General features: G+C 73.1%; 17 protein-coding genes and 1 tRNA gene. 5 read left to right on the top strand and 13 right to left on the bottom strand.

Features of this window, described 5'->3' with window-relative positions:
- Positions 1–66: 66 nt before the first annotated feature.
- Positions 67–1,131, top strand: a complete 1,065-nt coding sequence (locus tag H0S66_RS01695) for a zinc-binding dehydrogenase (protein WP_218876197.1) — start codon at positions 67–69, stop codon at positions 1,129–1,131.
- A 63-nt stretch (positions 1,132–1,194) separates the two neighbouring features.
- Here H0S66_RS01695 and H0S66_RS01700 read toward each other — a convergent pair.
- From H0S66_RS01700 to H0S66_RS01725, 6 genes are all read right to left on the bottom strand, one after another.
- Positions 1,195–1,271, bottom strand: a tRNA-Met gene (locus tag H0S66_RS01700).
- Between the two features lie 84 nt (positions 1,272–1,355).
- Entirely contained in the window at positions 1,356–4,358 is a 3,003-nt protein-coding gene (locus tag H0S66_RS01705; protein WP_179613840.1) for a UPF0182 family membrane protein, read from the bottom strand.
- Positions 4,359–4,394: 36 nt separating this feature from the next.
- The gene (locus H0S66_RS01710; RefSeq protein WP_218876198.1) at positions 4,395–4,994 is read right to left on the bottom strand and encodes a PPA1309 family protein; all 600 of its coding nucleotides are present in this window, start codon (positions 4,992–4,994) and stop codon (positions 4,395–4,397) included.
- Entirely contained in the window at positions 4,994–6,043 is a 1,050-nt protein-coding gene (locus H0S66_RS01715; RefSeq protein ID WP_179613841.1) for a YlbL family protein, read from the bottom strand. The genes H0S66_RS01710 and H0S66_RS01715 overlap by 1 nt, the downstream gene beginning before the upstream one ends.
- Before the next feature lie 37 nt (positions 6,044–6,080).
- A complete protein-coding gene (locus H0S66_RS01720) occupies positions 6,081–6,311 on the bottom strand; it encodes a hypothetical protein (protein WP_179613842.1) in 231 nt (76 codons plus the stop codon).
- Between the two features lie 776 nt (positions 6,312–7,087).
- On the bottom strand, positions 7,088–7,525 hold the full coding sequence (locus H0S66_RS01725) for a molybdenum cofactor biosynthesis protein MoaE (protein WP_258017059.1): 438 nt from the start codon (positions 7,523–7,525) through the stop codon (positions 7,088–7,090).
- A 91-nt stretch (positions 7,526–7,616) separates the two neighbouring features.
- On the opposite strand from H0S66_RS01725, the gene H0S66_RS01730 reads away from it, so the two are divergent.
- Both H0S66_RS01730 and H0S66_RS01735 read left to right on the top strand, forming a co-directional pair.
- Entirely contained in the window at positions 7,617–9,029 is a 1,413-nt protein-coding gene (locus H0S66_RS01730) for a zinc-dependent metalloprotease (RefSeq protein WP_179613844.1), read from the top strand.
- On the top strand, positions 9,026–9,625 hold the full coding sequence (locus H0S66_RS01735) for an NUDIX hydrolase (protein ID WP_179613845.1): 600 nt from the start codon (positions 9,026–9,028) through the stop codon (positions 9,623–9,625). The genes H0S66_RS01730 and H0S66_RS01735 overlap by 4 nt, the downstream gene beginning before the upstream one ends.
- Here the strand turns inward: H0S66_RS01735 and H0S66_RS01740 are convergent.
- Both H0S66_RS01740 and H0S66_RS01745 read right to left on the bottom strand, forming a co-directional pair.
- Positions 9,574–10,146, bottom strand: coding sequence for a M48 metallopeptidase family protein (locus tag H0S66_RS01740; protein WP_179613846.1), 573 nt, complete (start codon positions 10,144–10,146; stop codon positions 9,574–9,576). The genes H0S66_RS01735 and H0S66_RS01740 overlap by 52 nt on opposite strands.
- Positions 10,147–10,156: 10 nt before the next feature.
- Positions 10,157–11,227 (bottom strand): PHP domain-containing protein, encoded by a 1,071-nt coding sequence (locus H0S66_RS01745; RefSeq protein WP_179613847.1) that lies wholly within the window; start codon positions 11,225–11,227, stop codon positions 10,157–10,159.
- Between the two features lie 283 nt (positions 11,228–11,510).
- On the opposite strand from H0S66_RS01745, the gene H0S66_RS01750 reads away from it, so the two are divergent.
- Both H0S66_RS01750 and H0S66_RS01755 read left to right on the top strand, forming a co-directional pair.
- Positions 11,511–11,669, top strand: a complete 159-nt coding sequence (locus H0S66_RS01750; RefSeq protein WP_091115022.1) for a DUF5679 domain-containing protein — start codon at positions 11,511–11,513, stop codon at positions 11,667–11,669.
- Between the two features lie 124 nt (positions 11,670–11,793).
- Positions 11,794–12,720 (top strand): TOMM precursor leader peptide-binding protein, encoded by a 927-nt coding sequence (locus H0S66_RS01755; protein WP_179613848.1) that lies wholly within the window; start codon positions 11,794–11,796, stop codon positions 12,718–12,720.
- A gap of 12 nt (positions 12,721–12,732) precedes the next feature.
- Here H0S66_RS01755 and H0S66_RS01760 read toward each other — a convergent pair whose 3' ends face one another.
- The 5 genes from H0S66_RS01760 to H0S66_RS01780 all read right to left on the bottom strand — a co-directional run bounded on the left by H0S66_RS01760 (position 12,733) and on the right by H0S66_RS01780 (position 14,078).
- Positions 12,733–12,894 carry a hypothetical protein gene (locus H0S66_RS01760; RefSeq protein ID WP_179613849.1) on the bottom strand — a complete coding sequence of 54 codons (162 nt, stop codon included), beginning with the start codon at positions 12,892–12,894 and terminating at the stop codon, positions 12,733–12,735.
- A gap of 89 nt (positions 12,895–12,983) precedes the next feature.
- Positions 12,984–13,178 (bottom strand): hypothetical protein, encoded by a 195-nt coding sequence (locus H0S66_RS01765; protein WP_179613850.1) that lies wholly within the window; start codon positions 13,176–13,178, stop codon positions 12,984–12,986.
- A 33-nt stretch (positions 13,179–13,211) separates the two neighbouring features.
- Positions 13,212–13,376, bottom strand: a complete 165-nt coding sequence (locus H0S66_RS01770) for a hypothetical protein (RefSeq protein ID WP_179613851.1) — start codon at positions 13,374–13,376, stop codon at positions 13,212–13,214.
- Between the two features lie 54 nt (positions 13,377–13,430).
- Complete coding sequence (locus H0S66_RS01775; protein ID WP_179613852.1) at positions 13,431–13,733, bottom strand: WhiB family transcriptional regulator; 303 nt, start codon at positions 13,731–13,733, stop codon at positions 13,431–13,433.
- Between the two features lie 147 nt (positions 13,734–13,880).
- A complete protein-coding gene (locus H0S66_RS01780) occupies positions 13,881–14,078 on the bottom strand; it encodes a hypothetical protein (protein ID WP_179613853.1) in 198 nt (65 codons plus the stop codon).
- Between the last annotated feature and the right edge of the window lie 79 nt (positions 14,079–14,157).

Genomic DNA, 14,157 nt, shown 5'->3' on the forward strand with positions numbered 1-14,157 from the left:
GACCTCACAGATCGGTATACCTAGGCTGACTTCACAGATCAGTGAAGTCTAGGTGAGGAGCAGGACGTGGACCAGCCCAGGATCCCCCGCACGATGCGAGCGATGGTGCTGACCAGGCACGGCGGCCCCGAGGTCCTGGAGCTGCGCGAGGTGCCGGCACCGGAGCCGGGTCCCGGCCAGGTGCTGGTCCGGGTGGGCGCCGCTGCCCTCAACAACACCGACCTGTGGACCCGCGAGGGTGCCTACGGCAGCCGCCCCGACGACCCGGACGCCCGGGCGGGCTGGCGTGGTCCGATCGACTTCCCCCGCATCCAGGGCGGCGACGTGGCGGGCGAGGTGGTCGCTGTCGGCGACGGAGCACCGGAGGACCTGCTCGGGCGCCGGGTGCTCGTCGACCCGGCGCACTACGACCACGAGGGACCCGACGCGCACCCCGTCGACATCCTGGGCAGCGAGCGCGACGGCGGCTTCGCCGAGCTCGTCGTCGTCGACGCCGCCCGCGCCCACCGGGTCGACGACTCACCCCTGAGCGACGTCGAGCTCGCCGCCCTGCCGATCGCCTACGGCACCGCGCTCGGCATGCTCGAGCGCGGGCGGGCGGCGGCGGGTGAGACCGTCGTGGTCACCGGGGCCTCGGGCGGCGTCGGGCTGGCGGCCGTCCAGCTCGCCGCGGCCCGCGGCGCGCGGGTGGTGGCGGTGACCAGCGGCGTGCACGCCGACGCCGTACGGGCGGCCGGGGCGCACGCCTGCGTCGACCGCACCGAGGGCGACCTGCACGAGTCGCTGGCCGCCGCCTGCCCCGACGGCGTCGACGTCGTCGTCGACGTCGTCGCCGGACCCTTCGTCGCCCAGGCCCTGGACCTGCTGCGCGACGGCGGTCGCTGGGTGGTCGCCGGCGCGCTGGGCGGGCACCTGCTCGAGCTCGACGTACGCCGCCTCTACCTGCACAACATCGCCCTCGTCGGCTCGACCATGCACACGCCCGCGCACTTCGAGACCCTCGTCGACCTGGCCCGACGCGGCGACCTGCGTCCGGTCGTGGCGCGCACCTACGGGCTCGCGGACCTGGCCACCGCCCAGGAGGACCTCGAGGGGCGGGGGCTCGTCGGGAAGCTGGTCGTCACACCCTGACCACCCCAGGGACACAGAACGAACGCAGAAGGCCCGGACCTGTCGGTCCGGGCCTTCCGTCTGTGGTAGCGGGGGCAGGATTTGAACCTGCGACCTCTGGGTTATGAGCCCAGCGAGCTACCGAGCTGCTCCACCCCGCGTCGGTGAACAGAACACTACACACCGCGCCGGACCCCTCCAAATCAGATGGGCCCGGCGCGGGTGTGACGTGCGACGCGTGCGTCTCAGCTGCCGCCCGAGCCCTCCTCGGAGTCCTCGGGGGCCTCCTCACCGGAGGCGCCGGCGAGCTCGAGCGCCTGCGCGATGAGGTCCTGGGCCTCCTCGACGCTGTCCTGGTAGGCGCCCAGGTCGCCGTCGGCGAAGGACTCGTCGGCGGCGTTGAACGCCTCCTCGGCGTCGCTGAGCAGCTGCTCGATCTGCTCCGAGACGCTGCCCGACAGCGGCTCGGAGCCCTCGTCACCGCCGTCGCCCTGGTTGTTGCCGCCGTTGCCTCCGCCGCCACCGGTGTTGCTGGGGGTGACGCCCGAGGAGCGGATCAGGTCCTCCAGCGAGTCGCGCAGGGTGGTGCCGAGCCCGATGTTGTCGCCGTACTTGGTCAGGACGTAGCGCAGGATCGGGAAGCTGGCGTCCGAGAGCTCGCGCAGTGCGTAGACCGGCTGCACGTACATCAGCCCGTCGTTGACCGGCAGCGTCAGCAGGTTGCCGCGCAGCACCCGGGCACCCGAGCGGTTGAACTGCGCCAGCGCGTCGGCGACGTCCTGGTCGGAGGAGAACTGGTTGGCGACCAGCGCCGGGCCGGGCGTCTGCTCGTTGGGCAGCTCCAGCACGCTCATCTCGCCGTACTGCTCGCTCTGGGCGTCGGAGTTCACCGACACGAACGAGGCCAGGTTGTTCTTGCGGAAGGGAACGTAGACCGAGGTCAGCGCGAAGCTCTCGTCGCTGCCCTCCGCGGCCGGGTTGTCGACGAAGAGCCGGTACGGCGGCTGGAAGGTGCCGCTGACGTCGGGGTCCTCGGGGACCTCCCAGCGGTTGTTGCCCTGGTACCAGTCGCCGGGGTCGGTGACGTGGTAGCGCGCGAACTGGTAGCGCTGGACCTTGAACAGATCCTCGGGGTAGCGCAGGTGCTCCATCAGCTCCTCGCTGATCGCCTCCCGCGGCTCGACCGTGCCGGGGAACGCACCCTTCCAGGCCTTGAGGATCGGGTCCTCGTCGTCCCATTCGTAGAGCGTGACCTCACCGGTGTAGGCGTCGACGGTCGCCTTGACCGCGTTGCGCATGTAGTTGATCTCGTCGGTCGGCAGCGTCTGCAGCCCGGTCGGGGCGGTGGCCAGCGCGTCGTCGGTCATGTCGTCGAACGACTCGCGCTCCGCACCCGGGTAGCGGTCGGTGACGGTGTAGCCGTCAAGGATCCACACGATCCGGTTGTCGACGACCGCCGGGTAGGGGTCGGAGTCGACGGTCAGCCACGGCGCGGCCTTCTCGACCCGCTGGCTCGGCTCGCGGTCGTAGAGCACCTTCGAGCCGGAGTTGACCCGGTCGGAGAGCAGGAAGTTCGGCTCGCCGAACTTGATCGCGAACATCAGCCGGTTGAAGAGCGAGCCCACGGGGGCGTCGCCCTCGGCCTCGAACGTCGTGGTCGTCGAGTCGTCGTCGCTGCCCACGGTCGGGAGGTTGAGCTCGACGTCGGGGTCGCCCTCCTCGGCCTTGCCGACCACCGAGTACGTCGGGCTCTGCTCGCCGTAGTAGACGCGCTGCTCGAAGCCGCCGGTGGCGTCCTGGAGGTCCTGCTCGTTGCTCTGGGTGCCCTGCGCCCACTCGATGCCGACCTCGTTGGCCCCGGAGGACTCGGTGTCGACCTGCTCGTCGTCGGAGCGGTCGCGCTGGTTGGCGTAGGCGGCGATGATGCCGTTGCCGTGGGTGTAGACGGTGGCCAGGTTCGACCAGTTCTGGTCGGGCACGCCCTCGGGGTTCAGCTCGCGCACGCCGAGCACGAGAGCGCGCTCGACGCCGTCGATGTCGTAGCGGTCCACGTCGAGCACGTCGGCCACCGAGTAGTAGGCACGCACCTGCTGGGTCTGCTCGAAGGCCGGGCGCACCACCTGCGGGTCGACCAGCGGGATCGACTTGGTCTCCCCGTCGAGCTGGGCCAGCGAGGAGCCCAGGGTGTTCTGCGGGGTGAAGCGTTCGACCTCCACGTCCTCGAGGTCGTACGCCGCCCTGGTCGACTCGATGTTGCGCGCGATGTAGTCGCGCTCGCGGTCGGCCTCGGAGGGCTTGACCTGGAACTGCTGGACGATGCCGGGCCAGATGACGCCCAGCAGGATCGCCGACAGCGCCAGCAGGGCGATGCCGACCGAGGGCAGCATCCAGGTGCGGCGCCACACGTTGAGGAAGAACAGCACCGCGCAGATGATCGAGATGCCCAGCAGGATGTTCTTGGCCGGCAGCACCGCGTTGTCGTCGGTGTAGGTGATGCCGGTGATCAACGACCCCGCCTGGCTGACCAGGTCGAAGCGGTCGAGCCAGTAGTCGGCACCCTTGGCCAGCACGAAGAGGCCCAGCAGCAGCGAGAGCTGCGCCTGCGCGGCACCGGTGAGCCGGTCGCCGGGGCCCTGCAGCGAGATGCCGCCGTACAGGTAGTGGGTCAGCGCGGCGGCCAGCAGCGAGACCACGAAGACGGCCATCGCGAAGTCGACCAGGAAGTGCAGCCAGGGCAGGTCGAAGACGAAGAAGCCGATGTCGCGACCGAACTGGGCGTCGGTGGTGCCGAAGTCGTTGCCGTTGCGCCACAGCAGGTAGGTGCGCCAGGCGCCGGCACCGGACGTGCCGGAGAACAGCGCCAGCACGACGGCCACGCCGATCACCACCCAGCGCCGGATCGGGGTGATCGCGTCGCGGTAGCGGCCCATGCCGTTGGTGTCGCCCATGCCCACGAAGACCGGGCGCAGCCGGTAGGCCAGCACCACGTTGAGGGCCACGACGAGCGCCATCACCAACCCGAAGACCGCGAACAGCGCGACGCGGGTCCACAGCATGGTGGAGAAGACGCTGCCGTAGCCGCCGGAGGTGTACCAGAGCCGGTCGGTGTAGAAGCCCGAGAACGTCGTCAGCGCGAAGAAGAGCGCGATGAGGACGCCCGCGGTGATGACCAGGGCGCGTGAGCGCCCGTTCGTCGCAGGGGCCTGGGGGGCGGCTGCCGGCGGCTCGGGGCCGAAGGTCTCGCTCACGGGTGGTGCCTCTCGTCGTTCATCTGGGGTGGTTCGTCACTGGTCGTCGTCGGTGAGGGTGGCGCCCAGGAGCTCCAGGAGCGCCGGGACGAGGTCGGCTCCGCCGACCACCTTGGTGTCGTCGTCGTGGCTGCGGAAGCGCATCGCGCAGTAGCGCGAGCCCTCGCGGGTCACCCCGGCCACCATCCGCAGCTCCTGGCGGGCCGGGTGCTCGCGGGCGTACGCCGCCGCCTCGTCGGGGTCCTCGGGCAGCTCGGCGTCGGCCTCGGGCGGCAGCACGAGCCGCTCGACGACCGCGGCGCACCCGGTCACCTGGGCGGGCCAGGCGATGGTCTCGAGCACCCGCTCGAGCTGCTGGGAGGGGTCGAGCTGGTCCTGCTCGACCGCGGTCAGCGACCCGGCCTCGGAGGAGGCGTCGAGGCCCATCGCCTTGGCCAGCGCCGGCTCGTGGGCCACCAGCTGGGCGGTGTCGACCAGCGCGAAGAGCCTGGCCGGTCGGTCCCAGCCGGCCTCGCTGGCGTGCTGCTCGATCTCGAGCACCGCCGCGGCCAGGGCCGGGTCGACGTCGAGGTCGGCCAGCTGGTCCTCCGGGACGGGCGTCTCGGGGGTCTCGGGGGTCTGGGGGGTCTCGCTCATCAGTCCTCGCAGCTCGGAAGGTCGGCGTCGGGGTCGTCGGCCCAGGCCTGGACCGCCGCCAGCGCGCTCTCGAAGGTCTCGGCACGCACCAGGCGCGGCTCGCCGTCGTCGACGCCCAGCGCCTCGGCGCAGTCCTCGGCCGGCACCAGGAACAGCTCGGCGCCGTCGCGCTCGGCGCCGGCGATCTTCTGCTGGATGCCGCCGATCGGGCCCACGGTGCCCTCGAGGTCGAGGGTGCCGGTGCCGGCGACGGTCCCGCCGCCGGTCAGCGAGCCCTCGGTGAGGGTGTCGTAGATGCCGAGCGCGAACATCAGCCCGGCGCTCGGCCCGCCGATGTTGGGGTCGATGTTGACGGTGACGTCGAAGGGGTAGCGGAACCCCTGGCCCGGGGTGAAGCCGACGCGCTGGACGCCGTCCTCGGGGTCCTTCTCGGGGGTGAGGTCGACGTCGCGCTTCTTGCCCTCGCGCTCGACCTGGAGGGTCACCGACTCCCCTTCGGGCGTGTCCTGGATCGCCTCGACGAGCATCTGGGCGGAGTCGACGGGCTCGTCGTCGACGCGCAGCACCACGTCGCGCACCTCGAGCGCGCCGTCGGCGGGGCTGTCGGGCACCACGTAGGCGACCTGGAGCGCCGCCTCGACGTCGTAGTCGAGCTCGCGCAGCGCGTTGGCGATGGCCACGTCCTGCGAGGTCACCATCGACACCGCACCCTGGCGCTCGTCCTCCTCGGGGGTGACGTCGTCGGGGTGCACGTAGTCGTAGGGCAGCACCGCCTCGTCACGGTCGAACCAGGCCCACATCAGCTCGGGCAGCGACAGCCGCTTGCCGACCGGGCTGACCGAGACCGTGGTCAGGCGCAGCTCGCCGGCGTCGCGGTAGGTCTTCACCCCGCGCACCTGGATCGTCTCCGAGCCGTCGGGCTGGTCGAGCACGTCGACGGTCGGGCCCGGCTGGTAGGTGGCGTAGGGCAGCGACGTGAACCAGGCCGCCACGAACAGCGCGAGCACCAGGGGCGCCGCGAGGAGGGCGGCGATCAGGCGCTGGCTCATGCCTTCAGCCTCCCATGAGACCCCAACCCGGTGCGCGTCAGGAGGCCTTGCGGGCCCGCGACGGCCGGACGGCGATGCCGGTGCTGCGGTCGCGCTCGGGACGCGGCGCGGCGTAGCGCAGCGGCGTCTCGCGGGTCATCCCGCGCGCCAGCCGCCCCACCATCACCTCGCGGTCGACCTCGCGCGGCTCCCGCCCCGCCCAGCCGACCCAGCACATCGCCGCGACCGTGACCAGCACGGTCGGCACCAGCCACAGCAGGATCTCCACGCCCCCAGGCTAGGGACCCCGCCCCGCTCCCCCCGGCCGCCACGCCGCACCACCGTTGGTCGAGCAGCGAGGGCCGAAGGCTCGAGCGTCGCCGAGACCCCGCAACCACACGACGTACGGCGAGCGCGCCACTCACCGGGGCTCGGCGACGTTCCTCGCTGGCGCTCGTCACTGCTCGACCAACGAAGCGCCGCCGTAGGTCGAGCAGCGAGGGCCGAAGGCTCGAGCGTCGCCGAGACCCCCGCAGCTCCATGGCGTACGACGAGTGGGCACGTCACCCGGTCTCGGCGACGTTCCTCGCTGGCGCTCGTCACTGCTCGACCAACGAAGCGCCGCCGTTGGTCGAGCAGCGAGGGCCGAAGGCTCGAGCGTCGCCGAGACCCCCGCAACCACACGACGTGCGGCGAGCGCGCCACTCACCGGGTCTCGGCGACGCTCGTCGCTGGCGCTCCTCCCTGCTCGACCAACGAAGCGCCGCCGTTGGTCGAGCAGCGAGGGCCGAAGGCTCGAGCGTCGCCGAGACCCCGCAACCACACGACGTACGGCGAGCGCGCCACTCACCGGGGCTCGGCGACGTTCCTCGCTGGCGCTCGTCACTGCTCGACCAACGAAGCGCCGCCGTAGGTCGAGCAGCGAGGGCCGAAGGCTCGAGCGTCGCCGAGACCCCCGCAGCTCCATGGCGTACGACGAGTGGGCACCCCACCGGGTCTCGGCGACGCTCGTCGCTGGCGCTCCTCCCTGCTCGACCAACGACGACCGACGGCGCAGGGCGCGGGTCAGGGGGTGCCGACCCACTCGTCCTGGCCGTCGGTGAAGCGCTGGTGCTTCCAGATCGGCACCTCGGACTTGAGGGTGTCGATGAGGTCGCGGGTGGCGGCGAAGGCCTGCCCCCGGTGGCTGGCGACGGTGGCCACGACGACGGCGACGTCGCCGATGGCCAGGGTGCCGGTGCGGTGCAGAGCGGCGACGCCCTGCACGTCGTGGTCGGCGGCCACCTGGTCGCAGACCTCGCGCAGGCGGGTCAGGGCGGTGGGGTGGGCGGAGTAGTCGAGTCCGACGACGCCCTTGCCGCCGTCGTGGTCGCGCACCCGGCCCACGAAGAGGTTCAGCCCGCCCGCCGCGTCGTCGTCGAGGGCGGCGAGCACCTCCTCGACCTCCAGCGGGGTCTCGCGGAGGTCGACGAGGCGGACGACGGGCTGCGCGCTGCTGCTCACGCCGTCGAGCCTACGACGTCGGTGCCGCCACCCCGCCGGCTCGACCCCACCGGCCCGGCCCGACCTTGCCGCCGCGGCGTAGCCTGACCCCATGACTGACAAGCCCGCGGACGGCCCCGGCGAGGGCGACGACGAGCAGCAGAACCCCTTCAAGGGCACGCCCTTCGAGCACCTCTTCGGCGCCGGCGGAGCCATGGGCGGCATGGGCGGCATGGGCGGCGCCGGCGGGCAGATGCCCGACCTGAGCGCGATGTTCGGGGGCAAGATGCCCGACCTCAACCAGATCATGAGCCAGATCCAGTCGCTGATGCAGCCCTACGACGGCCCGGTGAACTGGGACCTCGCGGTCGACACCGCCCGCAAGACCGTCGCCCAGCAGCCCGACCCCAGCCCGTCGCAGCGCCAGAAGGACGCCGTCGCAGACGCCCTCGGCCTGGCCGACCACTGGCTCGACACCGCCACCGAGCTGCCCTCGGCGATCACCAGCACCGGCGCCTGGAGCCGCGCCGAGTGGGTCGTGGGCACCCAGGAGGTCTGGCGCGGGCTGGTCGAGCCGGTCGCCGCCCAGTCGGCGCAGTCGCTCTCGGGCGCGCTGCCCGAGGAGGCGCAGGCGATGGGCGGCCCGCTGCTGGGCATGCTCGGCACCTTCATGGGCTCGATGCTGGCCACCCAGGCCGGCTCGGGCATCGGCACCCTGGCCTCCGAGGTGCTCTCGGTCTCCGACGTCGGCCTGCCCCTGGCCCCCGCCGGGCGCGCGGCCCTGCTGCCGGCCAACATCGAGTCCTTCGCCGAGGGCCTCGACGTGGGCTACGACGACGTGCTGCTCTACCTCGCCCTGCGCGAGGCCGCCCACCAGCGCCTGTACGGCAGCGTCCCGTGGCTGCGCGAGCACGTGCTCGGCGCGGTCAAGGACTACGGGCGCGGCATCGACATCAACACCGAGGCGATCCAGGCCCGCATCGAGGAGCAGATGCGCGGCGTCGACCCCAGCAACCCCGAGTCGGTCCAGCAGCTGCTCGAGGGCGGGCTCTTCGACCTGCCCAGGTCGCCGCTGCAGGTGGCCGCGCTCGAGCGCCTCGAGATCGTGCTCGCCCTCGTCGAGGGCTGGGTCGACGAGGTGGTCGGCCAGGCCACCGAGGGCAGGATGCCCGCGGCCGCCAAGCTGCAGGAGGCCGTACGCCGCCGCCGCGCGGCCGGCGGCCCCGCCGAGGAGACGTTCGCGGCCCTGGTGGGCCTCGAGCTGCGCCCGCGTCGGCTGCGCGACGCCTCCACCCTGTGGGGCTCGCTGCGCACCCGCCAGGGCGCGGAGGCCCGCGACGGGGTGTGGACCCACCCCGACCTGCTGCCGACGTCGGCCGACCTCGACGACCCGCTGGGCTTCCGCGACGAGGCGAACGCACCCGAGGCGCTCAGCGACGAGGACTTCGACGCCGAGCTCGCCAAGCTGCTGGGCGGCGGCTCCGAGGAGCGGCCCGACGAGCAGCCGGGCGCCGACGACGAGTGAGCCTGCACGCCGACGCCGTCGCGGTGCTCTCCGCCTGGAGCGCGCCCGACGCGGGCCAGGAGGAGCTGCGCGAGCGCTACCTCGCCCACCTGCACGACTGCCCCGAGGCGATGCGTCGTGAGGGCCGGCCCGACCACCTGACCGCCAGCACCCTGGTGCTCAGCGCCGACGGCGAGCGGGTGCTGCTGACCCTGCACGCCAAGGCCCGGCGCTGGTTCCAGCTGGGCGGGCACTGCGAGGCCGGCGACCCCACCCTGGCCGCGGCCGCGCTGCGCGAGGCCACGGAGGAGTCCGGCCTGACCGGGCTGCGCCTCGACCCGGTGCCCGTGCAGCTCAGCGCCCACGCCGTGCCCTTCTGCGGCGGCACCCCCGAGCGGCCCGTGCACCACCTCGACGTGCGCTTCGTGGCGGTGGCCACCGACGACGAGCAGCACGCGGTGAGCGAGGAGTCCCTCGACGTGCGGTGGTGGCCGACCGACGCGCTGCCCGACCCCGAGCGCGACCTGGTCGACCTGGTGCGGCTGGCGCGTGCGCGGCTGCGCGCTCAGTCGATCTCGTCGCCCTCGTCGCGGGCCGCCGACCAGCCCATCAGGTAGCCCCTGGCGCGCTCGGCCTGCGGGTAGTTCTCCACCCAGGCCCAGAACCGCTCGTTGTGGTGGGCCTCCACCAGGTGCGCCAGCTCGTGGACGATCACGTAGTCGACGACCCACTGCGGCATCTGCTGCAGCCGCGTCGAGATCCGGATGGTGCGCTCCCCCGGGGTGCAGGAACCCCAGCGCGAGGACTGGTTCTCCACCCAGCGCACCGACTCGGGCACCGCCAGCCCACCGAGGTAGCGGTCGGAGAGGCTCCTGGCCCGCCCCAGCAGGTCGTCGTCGCTGGGTCGGCGGCGCTGCTCGGAGCGCTCGATGCGCGCGACCATCGTCGCGACCCACTCGGCCTCCTCGGCCCGGGTCAGCGACGCGGGCACCAGCACCACGATCCGGTTGCCGTCGCGGTACGCCGAGACCGTGCGGCGGCGCCGGGCCGAGCGACGTACCTCGACCTCGGGCGGGCACGGCGACGCCGACCGCTGCTGCGGGTCGTCGTCGGGCCGGGAGTCCGGCAGGACCGCCATGACCCGAAGGCTAGCTCCTCGCCCACTCCAGCAGGCGCTGCTTGGGCCAGGTGTTGACGATCCGGTCGGGATCGATGCCCGCCGCCTCGGCGCGCTCGGCACCGTAGGCCAGGAAGTCGAGCTGGCCCGGCGCGTGGGCGTCGGAGTCGATGGAGAAGAGGCAGCCCAGGTCGCGGGCGAGCTCGAGCAGGCGGGTCGGCGGGTCGCGCCGCTCGGGCCGGGAGTTGATCTCGACCGCCGTGCCGGTCTCGGCGCACGCCTCGAAGACGGCCTGCGCGTCGAAGGTCGACTCCGCGCGCCTGCCGCGTCCGCCGGTGACCAGGCGCCCGGTGCAGTGGCCCAGCACGTTGACCCGGGGGTTGCGCACCGCGGCCACCATCCGCCGGGTCATCGCGTCGGCCTCCATCTTCAGCTTGGAGTGCACGCTGGCCACCCGCACGTCGAGCCGGTCGAGCATGTCGTCGCTCTGGTCGAGGCCGCCGTCGTCGAGGATGTCGACCTCGATGCCCTTGAGCAGCGTGAAGCCGGACCCCGCGAGGTGGTCGTTGACGGCGTCGACGACGTCGAGCTGGCGCGCCAGCCGCTCGGCCGAGAGCCCGCGGGCGACCTTGAGCCGGGGCGAGTGGTCGGTCAGCACCTGGTACTCGCGGCCCAGCTCGATCGCACTGAAGGCCATCTCCTCGATCGGTGAGCCGCCGTCGGACCAGTCGGAGTGCGAGTGCAGGTCGCCGCGCAGCAGCGCGTGCAGCTCCTCGCCGCCGCTGACCAGGGGTCCGCCGTGCTCGGCCTCGGCGCGCGCCAGCCGGTCGGGGCGCTGCCCGCGCACCGCCTGCTCGATGACCGTCGCGGTGCTGGGCCCCACCCCCTCGACACGGCGGATCGTGCCGTCGGCGACGGCCGCCGCGACGGCCTCCTCCCCCAGCGGCAGGATCGCCGCCGCCGCGCCCCGGAACGCCTTGACCTTGTAGGTGTCCTCGCGACCCCGCTCCAGCAGGAACGCGATCCGGCGCAGCGCGGCGACGGGCCCGTCGTCGTACGCCTGCTCTCCGGTGCCCTGCTCTCCGGGGGTCTGCTCAGCCACGCGGCTCCTCCGAGGGGTCGTCCTCCACAGCCGGTGGAGGGGTGTCGGTGCTGGTCAGGGCAGCCTACGGGGCCGTCCCGACAACGCCCGTCCACAGGTTCCTCCCCCGTGAACAGGCCGCTCGTCCACCGTGTACACCGGTTCGTCCACAGGTCTGTCCACAGCCTGTGCTGCACCAGTGTCGGGGATTTCCTCCGCCACGGCGGCCCCCGGGTGCCGTAGGGTCGTGGCGGCCCGGTGCACCCGCCGCGGCGACCCGAGTGAGACAGGCAAGGAGGCCGTCATGGCGGAGACCTGGAGCGGCGAGTTCTACTGCGTGAAGTGCAAGGAGAAGCGCGAGGCGGAGGGCGAGGTGAAGGTGAACGACAAGGGCACCCGCATGGCCAAGGCCGTCTGCCCCGTCTGCAGCACCAACCTCAACCGCATCCTCGGCAAGGCCTGAGCCTCCCGACGACGCACCTGCGCACCACCCTCGACGGCCCCGGACCACAGGTCCGGGGCCGTCGTCGCGCCCGGGGCTGTGGAGGACGGGGTGCGGAGCGGCTGGCAGTGGGTAGGAAGGACCCATGAGCTCGTCTCCCCCGCCGCCCTCGCTGCCCGCGCTGCCGCAGCGGCCCCGGTTGCTGCCGGGCGCCGGGATCTACCGCCGCGACGACCGCCACCTGCAGGTGGGGCTCGGTGCCCCGCGCCGGGTGGTGCTCCCCGACCACCCCGAGGTCCGCGCCCTCCTGCGCTCGCTGGAGTCCCCCGGCGCGTACGCCGACCCGGCACCCGAGGGCCCGCGCGCGAGCGGTGCGCTGACCGCGCTGGCCGCGGCCGGTCTGCTGGTCGGCTCCGACGCGCTCGACGACTGCCTGCGCGGCGCCCGGTCCGCGGGTGGCCTCGACCCCGCCGGGGTGGCTGCCGCGTTCTGCGAGGCCCCCGTCGACGCCCCCCGCCGCCTGCGCGAGCGCGCGCGGGCGCGGGTGCGCGTCGAGGCCCGGCCCGACCTGCGCGCCGAGGCCCTCGGGCTCCTCGGGGCCTCGGGCGTCGGGCTGCACGAGCCCGCGATGGGACTCGACCCGACGCTCGTGCTCCTCGTCGGTCACGAGCCCGACCGCGAGGTGGTCGACGAGCTGGTGCGCCAGCAGGTGCCGCACCTGCTCGTCACCGCCCGGCTGGAGCACTACGTCGTCGGACCGTTCGTGGTGCCCGGCCGCACCGCCTGCCTGCGCTGCCTCGACGCCCACGCGGCCGAGCGCGACCCGCGGCGGGCGGTCGTGCTGGCCCAGCACGCCCGCCGGGCGGGCGGGTCCGCCGAGCCCAGCGACCCGGCGCTGCGCGCCCTGGCCACGGCCTGGGCAGCGCGCGACGTGGTCCGCCACCTCGACGGGGAGAGGCCCTCGACGTGGTCGGCGACGACCACGCTGGGCCCCGACCTGGCACCCGAGCACGTCGCGCTGCTGCGCCACCCGCACTGCGGCTGTGCCTGGGACGTGCTGGCGGCCGGCTGACCCACCACCGGCTCACCACCAGTCGGAGTCGAGCTTGCCCTCCATCGCGCGCACGTGCTCGCGCGAGCAGATGTCGCAGAACGTCCGGGTGCGACCGCGCTCCACCGCCGTCGACCAGGCCAGCGTCGCTGCGTCGTCGTCCTCCTGGCGGCCGCAGAAGTCACAGGTGCGCATGCCCTCCACTGTGGCACGGCGCGGGTGGGCACGCGGCCGGACACACGAAGGAGCCGGGCACGACAGGTGTCGTGCCCGGCTCCTCCTCGTCACAGCGCGCGGGCCAGGGCCAGTCGCGCCTGCTGGGCGGCGGTCTCGGCCTTGCGGCCCAGACGCTGGGCCCGGGCCAGGTGGTGCCCGCGGCGAAGGGACTGCGCCTCTCCCAGGCGCTCGGCCATTTGTATGCGGGCCAGGTTCTCGTGCATCAAGTTCATCTTCGTGCTCCGGTTCGTGGTCGTGGTCATGAGGTCTCTGTCTCCCTGACGAGGTGGTGGCGCTCAGAGCGCCCGGGCGAGGGCGGTACGGGCCTGGGCCGCGGCCCGCTCAGCACGTCGGCTGAAGCGGTGCGCACGGGCCAGCTCGTGATGGCGCCGTCGTCGGTCCGCCTCGTCGAGCCGGGCGCTGATCTGCGCCGCGGCGAGGCTGTCCGGCTGGATGTGCATGGTGGTCGTCTCTCTGTGGATGCTGCGGTGGGTGCTGCGGTGGGGTGCTGCCGGTCAGGCCGCCTGCTCGTTCTTGCGGGGCCGGCCGCGGGGCCGCTTGCGCGGGATCACGACGCCTTGGAGGAAGAGCTCGCCTCCCCACACGCCCCAGGGCTCGCGACGCTCGAGGGCTCCGGCGAGGCACAGCTGGCGCACGGGGCAGTCGAGGCAGAGCGCCTTGGCCTGCTCGACGTCCTGGGGGGACTCGGCGAACCAGAGCTCGGGGTTGGCGACCCGGCAGGGCATCTGCTCGGGGTCGGCCTGGTCGTGCAGCTGCCCGAGCGAGGGCTCTGTGCGGTCGAGAACACTGATGGTCATGGATGTCACCTCCTTGTCGACCTGGTAGCGGGTGGGAACTGCTCGTCGATCTCTCGACGGACTGGGGTGGGGCCGCTGCTGGCAAAGACAAAGGCCGCGGATCCCGGTTTCGGGTTCCGCGGCCTGGAGGCTCATCGACGACTGCTCTCAGCAGGTCGGTGGTCTCCAGGCAGAGGTCCCCCGGGCGGCGGCGAAGCCGGCCTGGCCCTTCACGGCGCCGAGGACGCCGCGACGGTCGCGATCGACGACGTGACCGGACATGGGCAGGGTGGTGCCGTACGGGCGCGCAGTCGTCGCGGCGGTCGTGGCCGTCATCGCGATCTGAGTGCTGAACATCTGCTCCACCTCCTTCTCGTCCGGTGCGCGGGCGTCGTCACTGCCCCGGTGCGCGTTTGCTGGTGCTGAGTAAACTAGCGGCCCCCTC

The sequence above is a fragment of the Nocardioides marinisabuli genome (genome assembly GCF_013466785.1).
In the GTDB taxonomy this organism is placed as follows: Bacteria; Actinomycetota; Actinomycetes; order Propionibacteriales; family Nocardioidaceae; genus Nocardioides; species Nocardioides marinisabuli.